Source organism: Nocardia sp. NRRL WC-3656 (assembly GCF_000720265.1).
In the GTDB taxonomy this organism is placed as follows: Bacteria; Actinomycetota; Actinomycetes; order Mycobacteriales; family Mycobacteriaceae; genus Nocardia; species Nocardia nova.
Genome location: NZ_JOJF01000003.1, coordinates 350250 through 374778, shown reverse-complemented (window position 1 = coordinate 374778; position 24529 = coordinate 350250). Strand labels below are relative to the sequence as shown.

The 24529-nt window shown below is 69.7% G+C and carries 22 protein-coding genes; 2 read left to right on the top strand and 20 right to left on the bottom strand.

Annotated features, from left to right (window positions below; translation table 11 throughout):
* The first annotated feature begins 16 nt into the window (after positions 1-16).
* Complete coding sequence (locus IG65_RS0106975) at positions 17-1222, top strand: YeiH family protein (protein WP_081879306.1); 1206 nt, start codon at positions 17-19, stop codon at positions 1220-1222.
* A 12-nt stretch (positions 1223-1234) separates the two neighbouring features.
* On the opposite strand, the gene IG65_RS0106970 is transcribed toward IG65_RS0106975, so the two are convergent.
* The 6 genes from IG65_RS0106970 to IG65_RS0106945 form a co-directional block, all read right to left on the bottom strand.
* Entirely contained in the window at positions 1235-2566 is a 1332-nt protein-coding gene (locus IG65_RS0106970) for an RsmB/NOP family class I SAM-dependent RNA methyltransferase (protein WP_030514005.1), read from the bottom strand.
* A 428-nt stretch (positions 2567-2994) separates the two neighbouring features.
* Complete coding sequence (gene fmt, locus IG65_RS0106965; protein ID WP_030514004.1) at positions 2995-3918, bottom strand: methionyl-tRNA formyltransferase; 924 nt, start codon at positions 3916-3918, stop codon at positions 2995-2997.
* On the bottom strand, positions 3919-4479 hold the full coding sequence (gene def, locus IG65_RS0106960) for a peptide deformylase (RefSeq protein WP_036523470.1): 561 nt from the start codon (positions 4477-4479) through the stop codon (positions 3919-3921).
* 67 nt (positions 4480-4546) lie between these two features.
* Complete coding sequence (locus tag IG65_RS0106955) at positions 4547-5569, bottom strand: triacylglycerol lipase (protein ID WP_030514002.1); 1023 nt, start codon at positions 5567-5569, stop codon at positions 4547-4549.
* A 55-nt stretch (positions 5570-5624) separates the two neighbouring features.
* Positions 5625-6281: a PadR family transcriptional regulator gene (locus IG65_RS0106950; protein WP_369801482.1), complete on the bottom strand. Its 657-nt coding sequence runs from the start codon at positions 6279-6281 to the stop codon at positions 5625-5627.
* Positions 6282-6380: 99 nt separating this feature from the next.
* A complete protein-coding gene (locus IG65_RS0106945) occupies positions 6381-6962 on the bottom strand; it encodes a TetR/AcrR family transcriptional regulator (RefSeq protein WP_030514000.1) in 582 nt (193 codons plus the stop codon).
* A gap of 73 nt (positions 6963-7035) precedes the next feature.
* On the opposite strand from IG65_RS0106945, the gene IG65_RS0106940 reads away from it, so the two are divergent.
* Complete coding sequence (locus IG65_RS0106940; protein ID WP_030513999.1) at positions 7036-7875, top strand: NAD(P)H-binding protein; 840 nt, start codon at positions 7036-7038, stop codon at positions 7873-7875.
* A 40-nt stretch (positions 7876-7915) separates the two neighbouring features.
* On the opposite strand, the gene IG65_RS38975 is transcribed toward IG65_RS0106940, so the two are convergent.
* The 14 genes from IG65_RS38975 to pyrR form a co-directional block, all read right to left on the bottom strand.
* Positions 7916-10111: a primosomal protein N' gene (locus tag IG65_RS38975; RefSeq protein WP_304413543.1), complete on the bottom strand. Its 2196-nt coding sequence runs from the start codon at positions 10109-10111 to the stop codon at positions 7916-7918.
* A gap of 335 nt (positions 10112-10446) precedes the next feature.
* The gene (gene metK, locus IG65_RS0106930; RefSeq protein ID WP_030513997.1) at positions 10447-11661 is read right to left on the bottom strand and encodes a methionine adenosyltransferase; all 1215 of its coding nucleotides are present in this window, start codon (positions 11659-11661) and stop codon (positions 10447-10449) included.
* Positions 11662-11860: 199 nt separating this feature from the next.
* A complete protein-coding gene (coaBC, locus tag IG65_RS0106925) occupies positions 11861-13078 on the bottom strand; it encodes a bifunctional phosphopantothenoylcysteine decarboxylase/phosphopantothenate--cysteine ligase CoaBC (protein ID WP_030513996.1) in 1218 nt (405 codons plus the stop codon).
* A gap of 53 nt (positions 13079-13131) precedes the next feature.
* On the bottom strand, positions 13132-13407 hold the full coding sequence (rpoZ, locus tag IG65_RS0106920) for a DNA-directed RNA polymerase subunit omega (RefSeq protein ID WP_025350704.1): 276 nt from the start codon (positions 13405-13407) through the stop codon (positions 13132-13134).
* A 64-nt stretch (positions 13408-13471) separates the two neighbouring features.
* On the bottom strand, positions 13472-14053 hold the full coding sequence (gene gmk, locus IG65_RS0106915; RefSeq protein WP_030513995.1) for a guanylate kinase: 582 nt from the start codon (positions 14051-14053) through the stop codon (positions 13472-13474).
* 7 nt (positions 14054-14060) lie between these two features.
* Entirely contained in the window at positions 14061-14381 is a 321-nt protein-coding gene (gene mihF, locus IG65_RS0106910; RefSeq protein WP_030513994.1) for an integration host factor, actinobacterial type, read from the bottom strand.
* A gap of 612 nt (positions 14382-14993) precedes the next feature.
* Positions 14994-15818 carry an orotidine-5'-phosphate decarboxylase gene (pyrF, locus tag IG65_RS0106905; protein ID WP_030513993.1) on the bottom strand — a complete coding sequence of 275 codons (825 nt, stop codon included), beginning with the start codon at positions 15816-15818 and terminating at the stop codon, positions 14994-14996.
* On the bottom strand, positions 15815-16225 hold the full coding sequence (locus IG65_RS0106900; protein WP_030513992.1) for a hypothetical protein: 411 nt from the start codon (positions 16223-16225) through the stop codon (positions 15815-15817). Before IG65_RS0106900 ends, pyrF begins: the two co-directional genes overlap by 4 nt.
* A 14-nt stretch (positions 16226-16239) precedes the next feature.
* Positions 16240-19566: a carbamoyl-phosphate synthase large subunit gene (gene carB, locus IG65_RS0106895; protein ID WP_030513991.1), complete on the bottom strand. Its 3327-nt coding sequence runs from the start codon at positions 19564-19566 to the stop codon at positions 16240-16242.
* The gene (gene carA, locus IG65_RS0106890) at positions 19566-20684 is read right to left on the bottom strand and encodes a glutamine-hydrolyzing carbamoyl-phosphate synthase small subunit (RefSeq protein ID WP_030513990.1); all 1119 of its coding nucleotides are present in this window, start codon (positions 20682-20684) and stop codon (positions 19566-19568) included. Before carA ends, carB begins: the two co-directional genes overlap by 1 nt.
* A gap of 37 nt (positions 20685-20721) precedes the next feature.
* Positions 20722-21237 carry a hypothetical protein gene (locus IG65_RS0106885; RefSeq protein WP_030513989.1) on the bottom strand — a complete coding sequence of 172 codons (516 nt, stop codon included), beginning with the start codon at positions 21235-21237 and terminating at the stop codon, positions 20722-20724.
* Complete coding sequence (locus IG65_RS0106880) at positions 21237-22577, bottom strand: dihydroorotase (protein WP_030513988.1); 1341 nt, start codon at positions 22575-22577, stop codon at positions 21237-21239. Before IG65_RS0106880 ends, IG65_RS0106885 begins: the two co-directional genes overlap by 1 nt.
* A gap of 130 nt (positions 22578-22707) precedes the next feature.
* Positions 22708-23673, bottom strand: a complete 966-nt coding sequence (locus IG65_RS0106875) for an aspartate carbamoyltransferase catalytic subunit (protein WP_030513987.1) — start codon at positions 23671-23673, stop codon at positions 22708-22710.
* A complete protein-coding gene (pyrR, locus tag IG65_RS0106870; protein WP_030513986.1) occupies positions 23670-24332 on the bottom strand; it encodes a bifunctional pyr operon transcriptional regulator/uracil phosphoribosyltransferase PyrR in 663 nt (220 codons plus the stop codon). The genes IG65_RS0106875 and pyrR overlap by 4 nt, the downstream gene beginning before the upstream one ends.
* Between the last annotated feature and the right edge of the window lie 197 nt (positions 24333-24529).

Here is a 24529-nt window from a genome sequence, read left to right as displayed (position 1 = left end):
CGAGACCGTTGTCGTCATGACAAGTCTGGATTCCTCGCGAGCGGCCGGGTCCGCCGACGAAGCGCCTGGTAGCACCAGGTCCGGCGCGCCGGACCGAACCGGCGATACCGACCGCGCGGCCGGTCCGCAGCGCGGTATCGAATCCTCCGGCACGCAGACCTCGGCCCGCACGCCACGACGCCGCCGGCGAGCGCGGCTCGGATTGACCGGATTCGCGGGGCGAGCCCAGCGGTCGGGTGCGCAAGCCGGGGCCGGCATCGTCCCCGGATTGGCCCTGACCGTCGCGATCACGGCTCTCGTGCTGGGCATCGGCCAGTTCACGCCGACGGTCAGTCCGCTACTGCTCGCCATCGTCGTCGGGGCGGTCCTCGCCAATTGCGTCCCCTTGCCGCAGCGGGTGCAGCCGGGGTTGCAGTTCTCGGCGAAGCGGCTGCTGCGTATCGGCGTCGCGCTGCTCGGTCTGCAGCTGACATTCGCCGACATCCTCGGGCTCGGGCCCGCGGTGATCGCGGTGGTCGTCGCGATCGTCGCCCTCGGAATCGGCGGCACGATGTTCATGGGCCGGCTGCTGGGTCTGAGCTGGACGCAGCGACTGCTGATCGCGTGCGGATTCTCCATCTGCGGTGCGGCCGCCGCGGCGGCGGTGGACGGCGTGGTCGACGCCGAGGACGAGGAAGTGCTCACCGCGATCGCCCTCGTGGTCGTTTTCGGCACGATCATGATCGGCGCGCTGCCCCTGCTGGCGAGCGTGCTGGGCCTCGACGATCGCACCGCCGGGATCTGGGCCGGAGGCGCCGTGCACGAGGTGGCACAGGTCGTCGCGACCGGAGGCGCCATCGGCGGTGCCGCATTGACCGTCGCGGTCGTGGTGAAACTCGCGCGCGTGGTATTGCTGGCACCGGTACTGGCGGTGATCGGCTGGCAGGTCCGGCGGCGCGAGGACGCCGCGCCCGGCACCCGCAGGCCGCCCCTGATTCCGCTGTTCGTCGTGGCGTTCCTGGCCTGCGCCGCACTGCGCACCACCGGTCTCCTGCCGGAATCGGCACTCGCCACGGCCAAACTGCTTCAGACCGCTCTGCTCACCGCCGCCATGTTCGCCCTCGGCGCGGGCGTACGCCTGGCCGCCCTGCGCCGAGTCGGGCCGCGCCCGCTGATCCTGGCGCTCCTGTCGACCGTCTGGGTGGCCGGCGTCGCCCTCGCCGGTGCGGTTCTCGCGGGCTGAGCGGCCCGCGTGTCAGAGCGGTTTGCGCAGCGCGGCCATGAACATGGCGTCGGTGCCGTGGCGGTGCGGCCAGAGCTGGACGGCGGGACCGTCGCCGATATCGGTGACGCCCGGCAGCAGCGTTCGGGTATCGAGTTGTTCGGCGTTCGAGCGGCGGACGAAATCGGAGACGACGGAGACGGTTTCGGGCAGGTGCGGGGAACAGGTGGAATACACCACCACACCGCCCGGGCGCAGCAGATCCCATGCGGCGGTGAGCAATTGGCTCTGCAGGGTGGTCAGGTCGCGCACATCGGCCGGGGTGCGCCGCCATCTCGCCTCCGGTCGCCTGCGCAGCGCGCCCAGTCCGGTGCACGGTGCGTCGACCAGGATGCGGTCGTAGCCGGGTTCCAGCCCGGAGTCGCGGCCGTCGACCACATGGACGGTGACCGGCAGACCGCGAGTCGCCTTGCGCACCAGATCGGCTCGGTGTTCGGCGGGTTCGACGGCATCCACCCGATACCGATCGATATCGGCCAGGGCGCCGAGCAGCGCGGTCTTACCGCCCGGGCCGGCGCACAGATCGAGCCAGCGCCCGCCGTCCTCGCCCAGCAGTGGCGCCCGGGTCAGCGACAACGCGACGAGCTGGCTGCCCTCGTCCTGCACCGCGGCCATTCCCTCGCGCACCGCTTCCAGCTGCCCCGGATCGCCACTGTCCAGGTAGACCGCATACGGTGACCAACGCCCTTCCTCACCGCCACTGACCAGGGCCAATTCCTCGGCGGTGATATCGCCGGGCCGCGCCACCAGGTGCACGATCGGCCGCTGGTCGTCGGCGGCGAGCAGATCGCGCAGCTCCCCCGCCCGCGCACCGAGCGCGTCGGCGAAGGCCTGCGCGATCCAGACCGGATGCCCGAATTCGAATGCCATGCGGCCGATCGGATCCGCGGGCGCCAGATCCTCGACCCACTGCTCCGGTGTGCGGGCCGCGGCCCGGCGCAGCACCGCGTTCACGAAACCGGCTTTGCCGCTGCCGGATTCGGTGCGCACCAGATCGACCGACGTATCCACCGCGGCGTGTGATCCCACTCGGGTCCGCAGCAGTTGATAGACGCCCAAGCGCAGGACGTCGAGCAGCGGGCCATCGATCTCGGTGATGGGGCGTCCCGCGCAGTCGGCGATCACGGCGTCGAGGACCCCCATCGCCCGGCAGGAGCCGTAGGCGAGCTCGGTCGCGAAAGCCGCATCGCGCCCGGACAATCCGTATTCCCGCAGCAGGACGGGCAGCACGAGATTCGCGTAGGCGTCGCGTTCGCGAACCGCCCGGAGCACATCCCGGGCGACGAGCCTGGGAGCGTCACCCACCACACCACGGCGTCCCTGGGTCCGGGCTGCGGAGCCACCGGTCCGCCGCGCGGAACCGGAGCCGGCGTCGGGCCGCGACGACTTCTGCTGCCCCGCAGCGGATTTCCTTGCCGATCTCTTCTCGGAGGCCCGCTTCGACGCATCACCGCCGGTCCTTCCGGGGGCGGCACCGTAGGCTCGTCCGGATCCGGAGTCGGCGCGCCCGGCATCGCGAGCACCACTCGCGCCGGAGCGGCGGCCGCGGTCGTCCGACGAATCGCGCCCCTCGCCCCGACGAGCCCGAGGGGCGTCACCGCCACGGCTGCCCGAACTTCTCCCCGCGTCGCCGTGCTGCCGAGAGCCGTTGTCCGCCCGGCCTTTTCCTCGGCGCGCATCGTCGGCCGTCCGGCCGTCGCGGTCGGGTCGTTCGCCTCCTCGACGTGGGCCGGTCACTCGACCACCGCGCCGGGCTGCAGGCGGGCGCCGCGGGCCCAGTCCAGGGCCGGCATCATCCGCTTGCCCTGGGGTTGCACCTGATCCAAGCGCACGGCCGTGGTGGCGGTGCCGATGTAGACACCGGATTTGCGCACCTCGATCACCCGCTCGGGCAGCTGGTCCTCGACCAGTTCGACCGGCCCGAGTTTCAGTCGCTTACCGTCGATCTGGGTCCACGCGCCCGGCGCGGGCGTAACGGCGCGAATCCGGCGGCCGACCGCCAGCGCCGGTTGATCCCAGCGGATGTGGCCTTCGTCGGCCTCCACCTTGGGCGCATAGGAGATGCCCTCACCGGATTGCGGCACGGCCTGTACGGTGCCGTCCTCGATGCCGGCGAGGGTGGATTCGAGCAGCTGCGCACCCGAGATCGACAGCCGCTCCAACAGGGATCCGGCGGTGTCGGTGATGCCGATGCGTTCGGTGACCACGCCGTAGACCGGCCCCGTGTCCAAGCCCTCCTCGATACGGAAGGTCGAGGCACCGGTGATTTCGTCGCCGGCCAGGACCGCCGCCTGCACCGGCGCCGCGCCACGCCACGCGGGCAGCAGCGAGAAGTGCAGATTGACCCAGCCGTGCCGCGGGATGTCGAGCACCCCCCGCGGCAGCAACGCGCCGTACGCGACCACCGGACAGCAGTCGGGCGACAGATCCGTCAGTGCCGCAACGAATTCCGGCTCCGAGGGTTTGCGCGGGGTCAGCACCGGAATGCCGTGTTCGTCGGCCAGCCGCCCGATCGGCGAGCGCGTGACCTTGCGACCGCGCCCGGCCACCGCATCCGGCCTCGTCACCACCGCCACCACCTCGTGGCGCTCGGATTCGATGAGCCGCCGCAGGGACGGAACGGCCGGTTCGGGAGTCCCCGCGAACACCAGGCGCATCTACTCGCCCCGCCCGGACTCGGGACGGCTGCCGGCGACCTCGGCCGCCGACATCACCGTCTTACCGGCGGCGAACCACTCCGATTCCCGCACCGCGCGCATGGCCTGTTTGCGGGTGGCCGGTTCCAGCCGCTGCAGGTACAGCACGCCGTCGAGATGATCGGTTTCGTGCTGCACGCAGCGCGCGAGCAGCCCCTCGGCCTCGAATTTCACCGGCTCACCGTGCCTGTCGAGCCCGCGCGCCACCACGCGGTGGGCACGGGTCACGTCGTAGCGCAGCCCCGGAATCGACAGGCAGCCCTCCGGTCCGGTCTGCTCGTCGGTCCCGAGCACCTCGAAAACCGGATTCACCACGTGTCCGGCGGCATCGCCGGTGTCGTAGACGAACACCCGCAGGCCGACCCCGATCTGCGGGGCGGCCATGCCGACGCCGCGACTGGCGTGCATGGTGTCGGTGAGGTCGGTGACCAGCTGCTCGAGTTCCCTGTCGAAGGCGTCGACCTCGTCCGCGCGGGCGCGCAGGACGGGATCGCCGAACAGGCGAACGGGCTGGATTGTCACAGGCACACTCCCGGGCGAGACGACATTGCGGTCGCCCCATTTTACGGGCGGCCGGAAATCCGTTTCGTCAGGAATGCGCGCCCAGGATCACCTCACCGATTCCGGTGCCCAGCGGCACGTAGGCGCACTGCGGCAGCGGCGCGTGCTCGGGGTCGAGCAGGGTGAGCAGGAGTTGCTGGACGAACGGGTCGTACACCATGTGGAAATGCCCGGTCAGGTCGATGGGGCACAGATCCTGGAGCACGATGTTGCGCGCACCCGGACCGGTCAGGGCGATATTGGTGTAGGGCTGGATCATCTCGTCGACGCGGCTGCCGACCGTGGTGTACCGCACACCGGGGACCGTGTCGCCGCCCGCGTTGAGTTCGCGCATGAACGGCGAGCCCTGGGCCTGCTGAACGGCGGCGAGCGAGGTGACCTGCCGATAGGCGTTCCACAGACCGGGCGCGGCATCGGCGAGCGGAACCAGGCCGTACATCTGGCCGCCGTAGCTGGGCGAGGCGAGTCCGATCCACTGATCGACCTCGGGAGCCCCGTCGAGCTTGTCGATGTAGTACCGAGTGATGTTGGCGCCCTGGGAAAATCCGACCAGGTCGACCTTGTCGGCGCCGGTGGCCGACAGTACCCGGTCGACGAAGGCGCCGAACTGTCGCGAGGATGTCCACAGATCCTCGGTGCCGTAACTGGTCGCATCCGGTTTGCCCCCGTAGTCCGGGGCGAAGACGCAGAAGCCCGCGGCGACGAGTTGTGGGCCGATACCGCCCCAGTCGGTATAGGCGGTGGCGTCGGTCCCGTGGGCCAGGATGACCGGGCGCGGATGCCGGGCGCTGGGCCGGCAGCTGAAATCGTTGGTGCCCCACGGCGTTGCGGCGGGGTGTGCCTTCAGATAGCGCGAGGCGGTGAGATGGTTGTCCTGCGGTGGTCCCCATTCGGTCGGGACCACCACCGGGCGGCTGTCCGGCGGCAGCGATGCGGGAGGTTCGGCCCAGGCATTCGCGCTGCCACCGAACACCGCCCCGCACGCCGCCACCGCCGCGAACGCCCTACGCCAGGCGAGGCCCCCGTCTCGATGTTTCCGACCTCGTCCCATATTCCGATTGTGCGCCGTCCGGACCGGTACGTGCGACGGGCCAACGGGATTCGTCTCACTCGGCCGCGGTGGTGTCGTCGTCGGCGAGGATCCGGTAGATCGAGCGCCGGGCCTCGGTGAGGACCTCGGCCGCCTTACCCGCCTGTTCCGGAGTGCCGGCGCGGGCGACCTGCCCGACCGCACCCATCAGCTGGCCGACCAGTTCGCGCAAATCCAGGGCTTGGTCGCCGACGCCCTCACGGACGTCCTGCCAGGGATCGCCCAGTTCGTCGCGATGTTCGGTGACGTACTCGGCGCCCGCGTCGGTGAGTTTGGCGGTTTTGCGACCGGCCACCTTCTCGATGATCACCAGGCCCTCGTCCTCGAGCTGGGACAGTGCCGGGTAGATCGAGCCGGGGCTGGGCCGCCAGATGTCGTCGCTGCGCTCGCGGATCTGCTGGATCAGCTCGTAGCCGTGCATCGGCCGTTCCTGCACCAGCAGCAGAATCGCCGCGCGGACATCTCCGCGCCGTCCGCGTCCACCACGGCCGCGACCGCGACCGACATGGCCGCCCGGACCGAATCCGGGTCCGAAATCCGGGCCGAACGGCCCGAAGCCGTGTCCACGCGGGTGGCGACGGAACTGTTCGTGTCCGCCGTGTTCCTGCGGGTCCGGCCGGGGTCCGCGACGGCGGCCGCGACCGAACCTGTCCATGTTCTCCATGCGTTCCATGATTGCCTCCTCGGGCATCGTCTTACGTTGACGCAATCAACGATATATCGGCAATGCATCTTTGACAAGTATGGAACGCGCCACAGTGGGCGCGGCGGCTCAGGCGGCGAGCGAATCGATCCAGCGCTCCAGCCGGTCGCCCTCCGCGCGCATCAGCTCCGGATCACGAAAAGTGTTGGTGAGCAAGGAGATTCCTTGATAGGAGGCGATCAGCGCGACGGCCAGTTCGCGCGCGTCGGCGCGGCCCATCTGCTCGAATTGCCGCTGCACCCAGTCCAGCAGGACGCCCATCACCTCGGCCAGCTCACGCTCCAGACCGTCGGTGCGTTTGTCGAGTTCGGCGGCCAGGGTGCCGGACGGACATCCGTATCGGGCCGCGACATCGCGCTGGTCGACCCAGGACCGGATCAACGCCCGCAGCCGATCGGCCGGCCGGGCTTCCCGGTCGAGTTCGGCAAGGAAGCCCTCCAGGCTGTGGGCGTGAGCCCCGATTGCCGCCTGGATCAGCTGATCCTTGGTCTTGAAGTAGTAGTACACGTTGCCGACCGGCACCTCGGCAGCCCGGGCGATGTCGGCGATCGTCGTCTTCTCCACCCCCTGCCGGTGGAAGACCTCGGCGGCCGCGGCGGCGAGCCGTTCCCGCTTACCGCCGGACCGCTTGCTGTCGAGTGAGTTAGTCACACAACTGACTATAGACACATCGAAGCTCATGCCGTACGGTTCGGTTAGTCAGTCAACTAACTCAGGAGTGAAGATGATCGTGGTAACCGGAGCGACCGGCAACGTCGGACGACCGTTGGTGCGGATGCTCGCCGAAGCCGGCGAGAAGGTGACCGCCCTATCCCGCCGCCGTCCCGACGACCTCCCCCACGGCGTGCGGCACGTTGCGGCCGATCTGACGAATACGGGCGAGGTCGCGGCGGCCCTCGATGGTGCGGAACAGCTGTTCTTGCTACTCGCGCCGGGATCGCTGGCCGCAGATGTGCCGGGAGTGCTGACCGCGGCACGCGATGCGGGTGTGCGGCGAATCGTCCTGTTGTCGTCACAGGGCGTCGGAACCCGGCCCGACAGCGCCTCGCACGGACAGTTCGGAAAGCAGGTCGAAGTTGCCGTCCAGAACTCGGGACTGGAATGGACCATATTGCGGCCGAGCGGTTTTCAATCGAACGTAGCGATGTGGGCGGACGCGGTGCGCACGCAGCGGACGGTCACCGCGCCGTTCGGTGATGTCGCGATCCCCTTCGTGGACCCCGACGATATCGCCGCCGTGGCCGCCACCGCCCTGCGCGAGCCCGGTCACGCCGGCCGGACCTACGTGCTGACCGGTCCCGCGCCCGAATCTCCGCGCGATCGGGTGCGGGACCTGGCCGAAACGCTCGGCGAGCCGGTGCGTTTCGTCGAGCAGACAGCCGAGCAGGCGCGCGCGCAACTGCTCACCGTGATGCCCGCCGACGCCGCCGACACGACCTTGGCGATCATCGGTGCGCCGACGCCCGAGGAACTGCGGGTCAGCGGCGATGTCGAGGCGGTCCTCGGCCGTGCACCGCGACCCTTCTCGGCGTGGGCACGACGCAATATCGACATGTTCCGCTGACCCCGCACCCCTGGCCCGGCACGCCGAATTCGCTTGTGCGTCAGCCGATGTCGACCGGATCGATCTGTACCCGCAACGGACCGTCCGAGCGATGACTGCTGCGCACTGCGAGGGCGGCGGCCAGCGAGCGCGACAACGCCGAGCCCGCTCGCCGGTCGACCCGGAGAATCATCCGTTCGACCTCGGCGGGCGCCGCGTCGCCGGAGAACGGCGTGCGGGCGCCGGGCGGCAGCGGCACCGGGCCCAGCACCTCGACACCGTCCGGTAGTGCCGTCTCACCGAGGAGTTCGCCGATGGTGGCGGTCGTGCCGTCGACGGCGGCCAGGCGCACCGCGGGCGGGAAGCGAACCTCGGTGCGAGCGGCGAGTTCGTGGCGGGCGTGGCCGATCGGATCCCAGCGCACCAGAGCCTGCACGGTCGGCAGCGACGGTTCGGCCATCACGAGGACCTCACCCGCGGGGCGGACCAGGGCGGCGGCCGACATCCAGCGCCGCAGCGCGTCCTCGGCGGCACGCAGGTCCGCCCGGCCGAGCAGCGCCCAGCCGTCGAGCAGCAGCGCCACCGCGTACCCACCCGGCACGTCGGGTTCGGCTCCAATGGTCGCGACCACCACCTGGGGGCCCTCGGGCACCGAATCCAGCACGGCGGCGCCGCCGGAACCCCGGATCGGCACCCCGGGAAAGGCACGGCCCAATTCCTCCGCGGTGCGCTGGGCGCCGATCACCACCGCCCGCAGCACCCGGGAACCGCACGCGCCGCACCGGAAGGCCGGTTCCACCTTGCCGCACCAGCGACAGCTCGGGCTCTGGGCGATATCGCCGGAACCCTTGCTGCCCAAAGGAACTGCCGCGGGTCGGCGTTCGCCCGCGGCCGTGTCCGAGCCAGCGGACTCCGGATGCCGTGGGCCGGTACGTTCGGCTCGATGATCCCCGGCGGATGTCTCGCCGGCTCGGCCGGCCGCCGTCGCATCATCTGCCGACCGCGCCGATCCACGCCGGGACTGTGCCCCGGCCCGGGAATCGACGGCCCGCCGGGCGTCTCGCCTGCCCCAGGTACCGCTCTCCGGCAGCGACAGCGGGCCGTTGCAGTGCCGGCAGCGGGCCGGGGTGCGGCATGTCGCGCACGCCAGCGCCGGAACGTATCCGCGCCGTGGGACCTGCACCAGCACCGGGTCCCCGGCTGCCAAGGCCCGGCGCGCCGCGGCGAAGGCGGTGCCGGGGATGCGGATCGCGCGCGCCATCGGATCGCGCTCCAAGGCGATATCGCTGTCGCCCGGCGCATGGATTCGAGGAGTGCCGGCACGCAACGTCTTCCGGTCGGCGATCAGGTCGTGCGCCCATCCGGATTCGACGATGGCCTGCGCCTCCGCGGTCCGCGCGAACCCGGCCACCACGAAGGCCGCGCCGGTCTCGTGGGCACGCAGCATCGCGACCTCACGGGCGTGCGGATAGGGTGCGCGCGGTTCGGCATAGGTGTCGTCGCCGTCGTCCCACACCACGATCAAGCCCAGTTCCCGCGCCGGCGCGAAGACCGCACTGCGCGTTCCGACCACGACCCGCGCCGTGCCACGCAGCACCGCGAGCCAGCGCCGGTACCGGGCCGCCGGGCCCAGCCCGGCCGACAGGCCCACCACCGAATCTCCTACCAGGGCAGCACATTCCGTGACGACCCGGTCCAGATCGCGTTGATCCGGAACCATCACGATCGCACTGCGCCCGCTCGCGACCGCGGTGGCCGCCAGTTCCGCGAGCCGGCGCGGCCACTGCTCCCCGGGCATCGCCTGCCAGGCCGCGCGCGGGCCGCTGCCCCGGCGCAGCGCGGACAGGAACGAACCGCCGTGCATATAGTGCGACCAGGCCGGGAAATCGGGCGGAATCTCGGGCAGCTCCACGGATTTCGGCTCGGCCGCCTCGGTGCGCGCATGCCGCGGCGGAATCGCCAGCCGCAGCACATCGGCCCGCGTTCCGGCGTAGCGGGCGGCCACGGCCGATACCAGGCGAACGATCTCCGGGGTGAGGACGCGCTCGCCGGACACCACCCGCTGCAGCGGCTGAATCTTTCCGGAATGTTCGGTGCGCGTGAGCCTTTCGAGGATGTATCCGTCGACCAGGCGGCCGGAGAATCGCACCCGCACGCGTACCCCGGGCTGGGCGAGTTCATCCATCTCCGGCGGTACCGAGTAGTCGAAATCGCGGTCCAGATGGGCGGGTTCGAGCAACGGCAGCACCCGGGCGATCGGTTTGTCGAGCCGGGTTTCACCGGTCCCCTTCGCCGGGGTCAGCGGATCCGCGTGGTCCGCCGCGTCCGAACCGTGTTCGCCGAGCGGCGCCGGCTCCGCTGTGTCGGGTTCGGAATGCGGCGATAACTCCTTCGCCGCAACGGATTCCGGGGCCGGGAGTGATTCACGGGCCACGTCGGGAGTGTTCTCTTCCGGTGCTATATCCGGAGCCGCAGGGATGTCGGAGGATGGCGGCGCCGCGGACGACGAGCCGGGCACGCAAACGGCGCCCTCCGCCGGAACGGAGGGCGCCGTCGGTGCTACCGCTTCCGCCACGGCAGGCGCAAACCCGATCAGAGACCGGCGGCCGCGCGCAGCTTGTCGGCGCGGTCGGTGCGCTCCCACGGCAGGTCGATGTCGGTGCGGCCGAAGTGGCCGTAGGCGGCGGTCGGCGCGTAGATCGGCCGCAGCAGGTCCAGATCACGGATGATCGCACCCGGGCGCAGGTCGAAGACCTCGCTGATCGCCTTCGAGATCTGCGCCGGGGCGACCTGCTCGGTGCCGAAGGTCTCGACGAACAGGCCCACCGGGGCGGCCTTACCGATCGCGTACGCAACCTGGACCTCGACCCGGTCGGACAGGCCGGCGGCGACGACGTTCTTGGCCACCCAGCGCATGGCGTAGGCCGCCGAGCGGTCCACCTTCGACGGATCCTTACCGGAGAAGGCGCCACCACCGTGACGGGCCATACCGCCGTAGGTGTCGACGATGATCTTGCGACCGGTCAGGCCGGCATCGCCCATCGGTCCGCCGAGGACGAACTTGCCGGTGGGGTTGACCAGCAGCCGGATATCGGAGGTGTCGAGCGGGTTGGGCAGTTCCAGATCGGCCAGGACCGCGTCGACGACCTTCTCGCGGATATCGGGCGCGAGCAGGTTGTCCAGGTCGATATCCGCCGCATGCTGGGTCGAGAGCACGACCGTGTCCAGCCGGACCGGACGGTCGCCCTCGTATTCGATGGTGACCTGGGTCTTGCCGTCCGGGCGCAGGTAGGGCAGCACGCCGGACTTGCGGACCTCGGTCAGCCGCCGCGAGAGCCGGTGCGCCAGCGCGATCGGCAGCGGCATCAGCTCGGGGGTCTCCTTGGTGGCGTACCCGAACATCAGGCCCTGGTCACCGGCGCCCTGGCGTTCGATCTCGTCGTCGGAGCCGCCGACACGCGCCTCGTGCGAGTGGTCGACACCCTGGGCGATATCGGGCGACTGCGCGCCGATGGCGACGTTCACGCCGCAGGAGGCGCCGTCGAAGCCCTTCGCCGACGAGTCGTAACCGATCTCGAGCACCTTCTCGCGCACGATGGTCGGAATATCGGCATAGGCCTCGGTGGTGACCTCACCGGCGACATGCACCTGACCGGTGGTCACCAGGGTCTCGACCGCCACCCGGCTGTGCGGGTCCTCGGTGAGCAGCGCGTCGAGGATGGAATCGCTGATCGCGTCACAGATCTTGTCCGGGTGACCCTCTGTGACGGACTCACTCGTGAATAGCCGGCTACCGGACGTGCGCACAGTTGTTCCCTCTCCCTCAACGGGTTCTCATGTCGGGATGCGACAGTAGCGGCATCGCGTCACCGCACAACCCTTTACCTCAGACTATTCCAAACTTGCCACGGCCGGGCGGAGCACCGGCGTTCGGGCCTCCGCGGCGGCCGCCACGGCTGTGCGGACCGCGTCGCCACCACGGCGGCGCGGCCGAATCACTTGGGGCTCAACGCAACAGTGGGCCCAGCGCATCGAGCACCCGGCTGGCGAGCAGCGCCTTGGAACCGTGATCGAGCGACTGTTCGGTGCCGTCGGCGCCGAGCAGCCAGCCGTCGTTGTTGTCGACCTCGAACGCCTTACCCTCGCCGACGGCATTGACCACCAACAGGTCACAGCCCTTACGAGCCAGTTTCGCCCGCGCGTGGGTCAGGACGTCGCCGTGTTCGTCGCCGGTCTCGGCGGCGAAACCGACGATCGCCAGGCCGCCGAGCTGCCCGTCGCGGCGCGCCTGCACCAGTCCGGCCAGGATGTCGCGATTCTTGGTCAGCTCGATCGAATTCGGCTCGTGCGCACCCTTTTTGATTTTCGCGGCGGCCACGTTGACCGGCCGGAAATCGGCGACCGCGGCGGCCATGATGACGGCGTCGGCGCCCACGGAGTGCTTGTCGACGGCCGTGCCCATCTGCTCGGCGGTCGTCACGTGCACGACCTCGACCGCGGCGGGCGGCTCCAGGCCGATGGTGTTGCCGGCGATCAGGGTGACCTGGGCGCCGCGCTGAGCGGCCACGCGGGCCATCGCATAGCCCTGTTTGCCGGAACTACGGTTGCCGAGGAACCGGACCGGATCCAGCGGTTCGCGCGTGCCACCGGCGGAGACGACGACGCGGCGGCCCTCCAGATCGCGCGGCAGCGCGTCGGAGCGCTCGAGCAGTAGCGAGGCCAGCGCGAAGATCTCCTCCGGCTCGGGCAGCCGGCCCGGACCGGTGTCGGCGCCGGTGAGGCGCCCGGAGGCCGGTTCCATCACGGTCGAGCCGTGGGCGCGCAGCGTGGCGACATTCGCGATCGTGGCCGGATGCTCCCACATCTCGGTATGCATCGCGGGAGCGAACAGCACCGGACATCGGGCGGTGAGCAGTGTGGCGGTGAGCAGATCGTCGGCGCGGCCGGAGGCGGCGCGCGCCATCAGATCGGCGGTGGCCGGGGCGATGACCACCAGATCGGCCTCCTGGCCGATGCGCACATGCGGCACCTCGGGCACGTCGGCGAACACCCCGGTCTGCACCGGATTGCCCGACAGTGCCTCGAAGGTGGCCTTACCGACGAACTGCAGCGCGGACTCGGTGGGAATGACTCGGACGTGGTGCCCGGTCTCGGTGAACTTGCGCACCAGCGAGCACGCCTTGTAGGCGGCGATCCCGCCGCCCACGCCGACAACGATTCGCATCTGAATCAAGCCTCTTCGGTCCGGTGGAGAGACAGCGGGTTACGACCGCAGGGTTACTCGCCCTCGGTGTGTTCGAGCAGGTCGGAGTGGATCTCGCGCATGGCGACCGAGAGCGGCTTCTCCTGCAGGCCCGGCTCGACCAGCGGACCCACGTACTCGAGGATGCCGTCGCCGAGCTGGTTGTAGTAGTCGTTGATCTGACGCGCCCGCTTGGCCGCGTAGATGACCAGCGCGTACTTGGACGACGTGCGCTCGAGCAACTCGTCGATCGGCGGGTTGGTGAGGCCGACCGGGGTGTCGTAGGCGGGCACGGTCTTGGTGTCGCTCACTAGGGAGGCTCCTGCGGGTCGATGGGGAGTTGCTGTTCGAGAGGAGTCCGCGGATCGCCCGCGGTCATCTCGAATTTGTGCTAACGAACAACGATACCAACTGCTCACAGGCAGTGGTCACGTCGTCGTTCACGATCACGATGTCGAACTCGTCACAGGCGGCAAGTTCGGTCTTCGCGGTGGCGAGCCGGCGCTCGATCACCTCGGGTGATTCGGTGCCGCGGCCGGTCAGCCGGGCCACGAGTTCCTCCCAGCTGGGCGGGGCCAGAAAGACCAGCAGCGCCTCGGGCATCGCCGCTCGGACCGAGCGGGCGCCGGCGAGGTCCACCTCCACCAGGACCGGTTTCCCGGCGGCCAGTGCCGCCTTCACCGGTGCGGCCGGGGTTCCCGACCGTTGCAGGCCGCCGTGAATGTCGGCCCATTCGAGTAGTTCGCCTTCTTCGATCATGGCGTCGAAGTCGGCGCGGGTCACGAACCGGTAGTCGCGGCCGTCGACCTCCCCGGGCCGGGGGGCCCGGGTGGTGGCCGACACACTGAACACCAGTTTCGGCAGCCGTTCCCGGACGCAACGGACCACGGTGGACTTGCCGACGGCCGAGGGGCCGACCAGTACTACCAGCCGACCCTTCTGAGTGTGTTCGACCACCCTCGGATCAGGCTTCGAAGTCGAACTTCGCCAGCAGCGCCTTGCGCTGCCGGTCGCCCAGGCCCCGCAGGCGGCGGGTCGGCGCGATCTCCAGCTCGCTCATGATCTCGGCCGCCTTGACCTTGCCGACCTTGGGCAGGGCCTCCAGCAACGCGGATACCTTCATCTTGCCGAGGACCTCGTCGGTCTCGGCGTCCTTCAGGACCGTCTTCAGGTCAGTGCCGCCACGCTTCAAGCGCTCCTTGAGCTCTGCCCGAGCGCGGCGAGCGGCAGCCGCCTTCTCCAAAGCAGCGGCGCGCTGCTCGTCAGTCAGCTGGGGAAGGGCCACGGTTCCTCCGTCTCATCGTTCATTGCTAGATCTACCTCCGGTAACCCGGTGGTCTCAGCGACCGTACCCACGCGGCGCGCCGATTGCGAACCCACCCCCCAGGTCAGCGCCCGATTCGGGCATTCGAGCCCGTTACCGGGCAGGTCGCGCGGCCGATTGCGCCACGTCATGGCACCGGTCCGGAGATTTTCTTCACCATGCCGGTGACCTGGGCATATCCCGATTCCGACGGCTTCCCCGCCGGATTCGAGTCCGGCCGGATGCGACCGTAACCGACCCGTAATCGCGCGACCTGGAACTTTCTGAAAATTCTCCGCGTGTCGCGAATTTTTCCCCAGCGTGTCGCGGCGTGGCGCGGCGTGGCGAGCACTCTCGGCAGCGGTCGGCGATGTACGAGACGGGGCCGTAAGACACCCCGGAAGGGCCGCTGAGCCGGAAAAACACGCGTGTGTAACTTCCACCCGGGAACGAGCACGGATGCGCGCGAACGGGCCGCAAACACAAACGGACCGGTCGCCTTCCCATTAGGCAGCCGGCTCCCGCGCGACGCGCGTGGTGGACATGAGCGAATCCCGCCCGGGTGCGACGGCTCGCGAACCCGGGCGGAACGAATCAGGCCTGCAGGAAGGCGAATTCGTCGGCGAGCTTGTGCATCTTGGTGCGCATCGCCGCCACCGAAGGCCCGGTGTCGAGCAGTTCCCGGGAGACGTTGGGTACCACCGCCGCGAACCGGTCGGACGGGATCAGCGCGCGGATCGATTCCGCTCCCCCGCCCTGCGCGCCGACGCCGGGCATAAGGACGGGACCGTTGAGTTTGCTCACGTCGACGGGTTCGGTGAGGGTCGCGCCGACCACGACGCCGACCGATCCGAATTCCGCCCCGGCGTTGCAGCCGGCGGCCTCGTCGATCATGATCTGCGCGACACTGCGACCGTCGGCCGCGGTGATGCGTTGCACCTGGGCCGCCTCCGGATTCGAGGTGGCTGCCAGCACGAAGACGCCGCGACCGGCCGAGCGCGCGGCGTCGAGGGCAGGAGACAGCGCACCGAAGCCGAGGTACGGCGATACCGTCACCGCATCACTGGCCAGCGGACCGTCGCCCAGCCAGGCCCGCGCGTAGGCGGCCATCGTGGAGCCGATATCGCCGCGCTTGGCGTCGGCCAGCACCAGCGTGCCGGCCGCGCGCAGCGCGGCGATGGTGTCCTCGAGCACCACGATGCCACCGGAGCCGTACTCCTCGAAGAACGCCACTTGGGGTTTAACCAGCGCCACCCGGCCCGCGAACACCTCGACGCAGATGTCGGAGAACCGTTTCAGGCCCTCGACGTCCTCGCTGAGCCCCCAGGCCCGCAGCAACTGCGGGTGGGGGTCGATGCCGGCGCACAACGGGCCCAGCCGGCCCATCGCGTCGGCCAGCCGCAGGCCGAACGGCGTCACCGGCTCGCCCCGGCGCCCGCCAGTTCGTCCCCGGTAGGGGCGGGCGGTGTCTGCGCACCGGCGGACCCGGATTCGGCGTATGCCTCCTCACCGGCGTAAGCGAGCAGTTCGTCGGCCTGGGCGAGCACCTCGTCCGCCCGGGCGAGCACCTCGTCCGCCCGGGCGAGCACCGCGTCGGTCAGCGCGTCCGCCTCGGCCTCGGCCTCGGCGTCGGGCGCCGGCTTGCGGCCGATCGGCGGGATCGCCCGGAAACCGACCGTGCTGTAGCCGCCGACGTTGCGCATCCGGCGGATGTCACCGCCTCCGGGCGGCGCGGCCTCCGCCGCACCGAATCCCCGAATCCGCCGAGTCGTCGCCCGTCCGGCCCCCGGGGGCCGGACTCCCGCGCCGAAACCGATGGCTCCCACCGTTATCTCTCCTCTTAGCCGCGCAATACGGCGTGCAGCTCCTGCAGCGAGCGCACCCCGATACCGCCGTTGATGGTTGCTTCGATGCCCTGTACGGCTGCAGCCGCACCCTGAACCGTCGTGATGCACGGAATGTTGGCGCCCACCGCGGCGGTACGAATCTCGTAGCCGTCCACACGGGGCCCGGAGTTACCGTAAGGCGTGTTGAACACGATGTCGATCTCGCCGTCCTTGATCTGATCGACGATCGAGGGTTCGATCGGATCGCCGTTGGCCGACGCGGGCACCGGATCGGACTGCTTGCGCACCCGCTCGCACGGAATCCCGTTGCGCCGCAACATCTCCGCGGTGCCGTCGGTGGCGAGGATCCGGAAGCCCAGATCGTGCAGCCGCTTGACCGGGAACACCATGGCCCGCTTGTCGCGGTTGGCGATCGAGACGAACACCGTGCCCGCGACCGGCAGCGAACCGTAGGCCGCGGACTGGCTCTTGGCGAAGGCGGTGCCGAAATCGGCGTCGATGCCCATCACCTCGCCGGTGGACTTCATCTCCGGCGACAGCAGCGAATCGATACCGGTGCCGTCCGGACGGCGGAACCGGTGGAAGGGCAGCACCGCTTCCTTCACCGCGACCGGCGCGTCCATCGGCGCGTGACCGCCGTCGCCCTCGGCGGGCAGGATGCCCTCCTTGCGCAATTCGGCGATGCTCGTGCCGAGCATCACCCGCGCGGCGGCCTTGGCCAGCTGCACGCCGGTCGCCTTGGAGACGAACGGCACGGTCCGGCTGGCGCGCGGATTGGCCTCGAGCACGTAGAGCACGTCGTCCTTGAGCGCGTACTGCACATTCAGCAGGCCCTTGACGCCGATGCCCTTGGCCAGTGCGGTGGTCGAGCGGCGCACCGCCTCGATATCGCTGCGGCCCAGGGTGATCGGCGGCAACGCGCACGCCGAGTCGCCGGAGTGGATACCGGCCTCCTCGATGTGCTCCATCACGCCGCCGAGGTAGACCTCCTCGCCGTCGCACAGCGCGTCGACGTCGATCTCGATGGCGTCTTCCAGGAAGCGGTCGACCAGCACCGGATGTTCGGGGCTGAGTTCGGTGGCGCGGGAGATGTAACCCTCGAGCGAGCTCTCGTCGTAGACGATCTCCATACCGCGCCCGCCCAGCACATAGGACGGGCGGACCAGCACCGGATAGCCGATTCCGGCGGCGATCTCCTTGGCCTGCTCGAACGTGGTGGCCGTGCCGTACTTCGGCGCGGGCAGTCCGGCCGAGACCAGCACGTGCCCGAATTCGCCGCGGTCCTCGGCCAGGTCGATCGCCGCCGCGGAGGTGCCGACCACGGGCACTCCGGCGTCGGTGAGCCGCTGCGCCAGACCGAGCGGGGTCTGGCCGCCGAGCTGCACGATCACTCCGGCCACCCGGCCCGACTCCGATTCGGCGTGGTACACCTCGAGCACGTCCTCGAAGGTCAGCGGCTCGAAGTACAGGCGGTCGGCGGTGTCGTAGTCGGTAGACACGGTCTCGGGGTTGCAGTTGACCATGACTGTCTCGTACCCGGCCTGCGACAGCGTCTGCGCGGCGTGCACGCAGGAGTAGTCGAATTCGATGCCCTGGCCGATGCGGTTGGGCCCGGAGCCGAGGATGATCACCTTCTCGCGCTCGGGCTGCGGCGCGACCTCCGACTCGGCGGCCGGATCGAGTTCGTAGCTCGAGTAGTGGTACGGCGTCTTGGCCTCGAATTCGGCCGCACAGGTGTCGACCGTCTTGTACACCGGCCGGATGCCGAGGCGGTGACGCAGCTCGCGCACCCCGTTCTCGCCGGCCAGTTCCGGTCGCAGCACGGAGATCTGGCGATCGGACAGGCCGTTGTGCTTGGCGTAGCGCAGCAGCGGCTCGTCCAGTACCGGCGCCTGCGCGATATCGGCGCGCAACTCGACCAGTCCGGCGATCTCGGCGACGAACCACGGGTCGATGCCCGAGGCCTGTGCGACGTCTTCGACGCTCGCGCCCAGCCGCAGCGCCCGCTCCACCTGGTAGAGCCGGCCCTCGGTCGGCACGCGCAGGTCGTCGAGGATCTCGGCGACGTCGGTCCAGCGGCCGTCGGGCTGGGTCCAAAACCCGGCCGCCTTGGTCTCCAGCGAGCGCAGCACCTTGCCGAGCGCCTCGGAGAAGTTGCGGCCCAGGCTCATCGCCTCACCGACCGACTTCATGGTGGTGGTGAGGGTCGGGTCGGCGCCCGGGAACTTCTCGAACGCGAACCGCGGCGCTTTCACGACCACGTAGTCGAGCGTGGGCTCGAAACAGGCCGGGGTTTCCTTGGTGATGTCGTTGACGATCTCGTCGAGCGTGTAGCCGATGGCCAGCTTCGCCGCGATCTTGGCGATCGGGAAACCGGTTGCCTTGGAGGCCAATGCGGAGGAGCGCGAGACGCGCGGATTCATCTCGATGACGATCAGGCGTCCATCGCGCGGATCCACCGCGAACTGGATGTTGCAGCCGCCGGTGTCGACGCCGACCTCGCGCAGAATCGCGATACCCAGATCGCGCATCTTCTGATATTCGCGGTCGGTGAGGGTCATGGCGGGGGCGACGGTCACCGAATCGCCGGTGTGCACGCCCATCGGGTCCACGTTCTCGATCGAACAGACGATGACCACGTTGTCGCGGCCGTCGCGCATCAGCTCGAGTTCGTATTCCTTCCACCCGAGGATCGATTCCTCGATGAGGACGTTGGCGGTGGGCGAGGCGGCCAGGCCGCCGCCGGCGATGCGGTCGAGATCCTCGTCGTTGTAGGCCATGCCCGAGCCCAGGCCGCCCATGGTGAACGACGGCCGCACGACCACCGGGAAGCCCAGCTCGGCAACGGTTTCGCGCACCTCGTCCATGGTGTAGCAGACCTTGGAGCGGGCCGACTCGCCGCCGACCTTGGCGACGATGTCCTTGAACTTCTGCCGGTCCTCACCGCGCTGGATGGCCTCGAAGTCGGCGCCGATCAATTCGACGTTGTACTTCTCCAGCACACCGTTCTCGTGCAGCGCCACCGCGGTGTTGAGCGCGGTCTGGCCGCCCAGGGTCGCGAGGATGGCGTCGGGACGCTCCTTGGCGATGACCTTCTCGACGAATTCCGGTGTGATCGGCTCGACGTAGGTGGAGTCGGCGAATTCCGGGTCGGTCATGATCGTGGCCGGGTTGGAGTTCACCAGCGACACCCGCAGGCCCTCGGACCGCAGCACCCGGCACGCCTGGGTGCCGGAGTAGTCGAACTCGCAGGCCTGGCCGATGACGATCGGCCCGGAGCCGATGACCAGGATGTGGTGCAGGTCGTTACGACGTGGCATCAGGCTTCCTCCATCAAACCCGCGAAGCGGTCGAACAGGTAGGCGGCATCGTGCGGCCCCGCGGCGGCCTCCGGGTGGTACTGCACCGAGAACGCGCGACCGTCCACCAGGCGCACCCCCTCGACGGTGCCGTCGTTGGCGCAGGTGTGGCTGACCTCGGCGGTGCCGAACGGGGTCTCGAAGCGCTGTCCGGCCTCCCCCTCGAGCGCGAAGCCGTGGTTCTGCGCGGTGATCGAGACCGCGCCGGTGGCGTGATCGATGACCGGGACGTTGATGCCGCGGTGGCCGAACTTCATCTTGTACGTGCCCAGGCCCAGCGCACGGCCCAGGATCTGGTTGCCGAAGCAGATTCCGAACAGCGGAAGTCCTTCGCCCAGAACGGATTTGGTCAGCTCGACCGCGTCGTCCTGGGTGGCCGGGTCACCGGGGCCGTTGGACAGGAAGACACCGTCCGGCTTCAGCTCCTTGATCTGGTCCAGCGCGACGCCGGAGGGCACCACGTGCACCCGGATGCCGCGCTCGGCGAACATGCGCGGGGTGTTGGTCTTGATACCCAGGTCGACCGCGACCACGGTGAACCGATGCTCACCGGCGGGCTCGATGGTGTACACGCCGTCGGTGGAGACCTCGCCGGCCAGATCGGCGCCGAGCATCGAGGCCTGACCGGTGACCCGGCTCAGCAACTCCTCGGTCGAGGCCGCGGCGGCGTCACCGCTGAAGATGCCCGCCTTCATCGACCCGCGGGTGCGCAGATGACGCACCAGTGCGCGGGTGTCGATGCCGGCGATGCCGACGATGTGCTGGCGCTCCAGCTCGTCCTGCAGGGTGGTGGTGGCGCGCCAGTTCGAGGCCCGCTTGGCGGGGTCGCGCACCGCGTATCCGGCCGCCCAGATCCGATTCGACTCGTCGTCCTCGTCGTTCCAGCCGGTGTTGCCGATCTGCGGGGCGGTGGCCACCACGATCTGGCGGTGGTAGCTGGGGTCGGTCAGGGTCTCCTGATAGCCGGTCATCGCGGTGCAGAACACCGCTTCGCCCAGCGTCTCACCCTCGGCGCCGAACCGCCGGCCCCGGAATACCCGTCCGTCCTCGAGCACCATCACCGCGGCGCGGTCGCTCATTCGCTCACCTCGTTCACGAAAAATCCAGCCTTCACGTTTATTCGTCTCCCGTCGCCGCGCCGGTCTGTCCCGTCGCGGATATGGCCGTCCAGGCCGGATACACCGTCTTGTCGTCGCCGCGGAACCCGGTATCGACTTCGGTTCCGGTCGGCAGTTTCCAGCGAATAACCAGCACACCATTGTCGGTCATCACCTTGCCCGCGTGGCCGCGTTCGGTGCGGACCGCGGTGATGGACTCCTGCGGAATCCAGATCACCTCCGCGCCGTCGCGTTCCAGCAGGATCCCGCGTTCGAAGCGGGTCAGCTCCGCCGTGGACCGGAAACCGAGATCCCCGACCACGATGCGGTTCTGCCAGCTCGGAGCCAGCGTGGTCCCCGTGTACAACCCGGTCGTCGGCTCGAGCACCTGCGCGCCCAGATCCGCCGGCACCGTGGGCAGCTCCCCGACCGAGGAGGCCTGCTTCCTGGCCCGCACGAGCCAGGAGCGGTACATCAACCCCAGGAACAGGACGAACAGGGCCGCCAGCCCGATCACCCACAGTGTTCGCTCCATTATTGCCCCACTCTCCCCGCCAGGGCGGTCGTCACCACGCCGTCGCGGGCGGTGATCCGTCCGCGCAGCATCGTGGCGGCGACCTCGGCGGGCAGGGTCATCGCCTCGTACGGCGTATTGTCGGAAATGCTCGCCAGCTCCCGCGCCCGCACGGTCCACGACGCGTCCGGGTCGATCAGAGTCAGGTTGGCCGGCTCGCCGACCGCGATCGGGCGGCCCTGATCGTCGAGTCCGGCGATGCGGGCCGGATTCTCGCTCATCACCTTCGCCACGCCACGCCAGTCGAGCAGGCCCGGAGCCACCAGGGTCTCGACGATGATCGACAGCGCGGTCTCCAGTCCCAGCATTCCGGGACGGGCGGCGGCGAACTCGCAGCACTTCTCCTGTTCGGCGTGCGGGGCGTGGTCGGTGGCCACACAGTCGATCACTCCGTCGGCCAGGGCCTTGCGCAGCGCCTGGGCGTCGGAGGCCTCGCGCAGCGGCGGATTGACCTTGTTCACCGCGTCGTAGGTCTCGAGCCGCGAATCGTCGAGCAGCAGATGATGCGGAGTGACCTCGGCGGTGATCGAAATCCCTTGCGCCTTGGCCCATTTCACCAGCTCGACGGTGCCGGCGGTGGACGCGTGGCAGATGTGCACCCGGGCTCCGGCATCGCGGGCCAGCAGCGCGTCGCGAGCGACGATCGACTCCTCGGCCGCGCGCGGCCAGCCGGCCAGGCCCAGCCGGGCGGCGTTCGGCCCCTCGTGCGCGACGGCGCCCTGGGTGAGCCGCGGCTCCTCGGCGTGCTGGGCGATCAGGACGTCGAGCGATTTCGCGTACTCGAGGGCGCGGCGCATGATCAGCGGGTCGTAGACGCAGTGCCCGTCGTCGGAGAAGATCCGCACCCGGGCCTCGCCGGCGGCCATGGTGCCCATCTCGGCCAGTTGCTTGCCGGCCAAGCCGACGGTCACCGCGCCGACCGGATGCACATCGACCAGCCCGACCTCCTGCCCGCGCCGCCACACATGATCGGTGACGACCGAGGTGTCGGCCACGGGATTGGTGTTGGCCATCGCGAACACCGCGGTGTAGCCACCCAATGCCGCTGCGGCCGAACCGCTTTCGATGGTCTCGGTGTCCTCGCGGCCGGGCTCGCGCAGGTGGGTGTGCAGATCGACGAAACCGGGGAGCAGGATCCGGCCGCCGGCCTCCAGCACCTCGGCATCGGCGGCGACCTCGACGCCGTCGACGGTGTCGCCGGATCGCGCGCCGAGGGCGACGATCACGCCGTCGCGCACCAGCACGTCGACCGGCTCACCCTCGCCGTAGGGCCGCACGCCCCGGATAACCAGATCGCTCACGCGCCCTCACCTTCCACGAAGAAGCTCATGCTCAGGCCCGCCTCCGGCCCTGTTCCGCTCATGCGGTGTCGATGCGCATGAGCGGGGGCCTGCGGGGTTACGCAGGCTGCCGCCTCCGGCCCTGTTCCGCTCATGCGACGGCCTCCCCCGCGCCGACGAGCAGGCGGAACAGCACCGCCATGCGCATGTGCACACCATTGGTGACCTGTTGCAGCACTGCGGCTTTCGGGGAATCGGCCACCGCCGACGCGATTTCCATACCGCGCAGCATCGGGCCCGGATGCAGGACGACCGCGTCGTCGCCGAGCAGCGCCATGCGCCGCTCGTTCAGTCCGTAGGCGATGGAGTATTCGCGGGCTGACGGGAAGAAGCCGCCGTTCATCCGCTCGGCCTGCACCCGCAGCATCATCACCGCGTCCGCGCCGGGCAGCGCGGCGTCGAGCGAATGCGAGACCTGCACCGGCCACTGCTCGACCCCGACCGGCAGCAGGGTGCGCGGCGCGACCAGCACCACTTCGGCGCCGAGGGTGTCGAGGAGGAAGGCGTTGGACCGCGCGACGCGGCTGTGCAGGATGTCGCCGACGATCACGATGCGCTTGCCCGTCAGCTCACCCAGTCGCTGCCGCAGCGTCAGCGCGTCCAGCAGGGCCTGGGTGGGATGTTCGTGCGTGCCGTCGCCGGCATTGACGATCGCGGGCCCGGTTCCGGTGTATCCACCCGAGCCGGCGTCCAGTTCGCCGAACCAGCGCGCGATCTGATGGGCCGCCCCGGAGGCCGGATGCCGCACGATCAGCGCGTCGGCGCCCGCGGCGTGCAGGGTCAGCGCGGTATCGCGCAGCGATTCGCCCTTCGACACCGAGGAGCTCGAGGCGCTCACGTTGATCACGTCGGCGCTCATCCATTTGCCGGCGACCTCGAACGAGACCCGGGTCCGGGTGGAGTTCTCGAAGAACACCGTCATCACGGTGCGGCCGCGCAGCGTGGGCAGTTTGCGGACCTCGCGGCCGAGCAGCGCCTGTTCGAAGCGTTGGGCGTCGTCGAGCAGTTCGGTGGCGGTGGTGCGGTCGAGATCGGTGACCGAGAGCAGATGCCTCACCGCTCATCCCCCTGATGCAGATAGACGCCGTCGTGACCGTCGTGTTCGCTGAGCAGTACGGAGACGTCCTCACTGCGCGAGGTGGGCACGTTCTTGCCGACGTAGTCGGCGCGGATGGGCAGTTCGCGATGGCCGCGATCGACCAGTACCGCCAGCTGCACCGCGCGCGGTCGGCCCAGATCGCGCAGACCGTCCAGGGCCGAGCGCACGCTGCGACCGGAGAACAGCACGTCGTCGACGAGTACGACCAGCGCGTCGTCGATGCCGCCCTCGGGGACCGAGGTCCGTTCCAGCGGGCGATGCGGACGGTTGCGCAGATCGTCGCGATACAGCGTGATGTCGAGCGAACCGAGCGCGGGACGCACGCCGGAGAATTCCTCGATGCGATCGGTCAGCCGCGCGGCGAGGGTGGTGCCGCGGGTGGGAATGCCGATCAGCACCACCCGGGGCGCCTGGGGATCCGACGAATCCAGCGCGGTCTTCTCGATGATCTGATGCGCCATGCGCGCGATGGTCCGGCCGACATCGGAGGCGGACAACAGTTCACGCCCGGCGCGGACCCACTCGGGGTCGTGCCGCTGCGAATATTCGGCAGCGCTCGACCTGGCGGCCCGTTCTTCGGGCGCGACGCGGCCGCCGCGCTCTTCGGGCACGGCCATGCCGACCTCCTTCCCCGCCTCACCGGACGGTCCGTTAAAGGATGTCTTTTCGATGCCTGAGCGTAGCAGCGCCGCCCTGGCCTCCCGACGGCGGGGGTCCCGCTGTGAGCCCCGCCACCTGCGGCTATGCCGACACATCACGCGAACGGCACAACCGTTGGCCGGGACTGTTTCATACAGCGTAAACCGGATGTGGG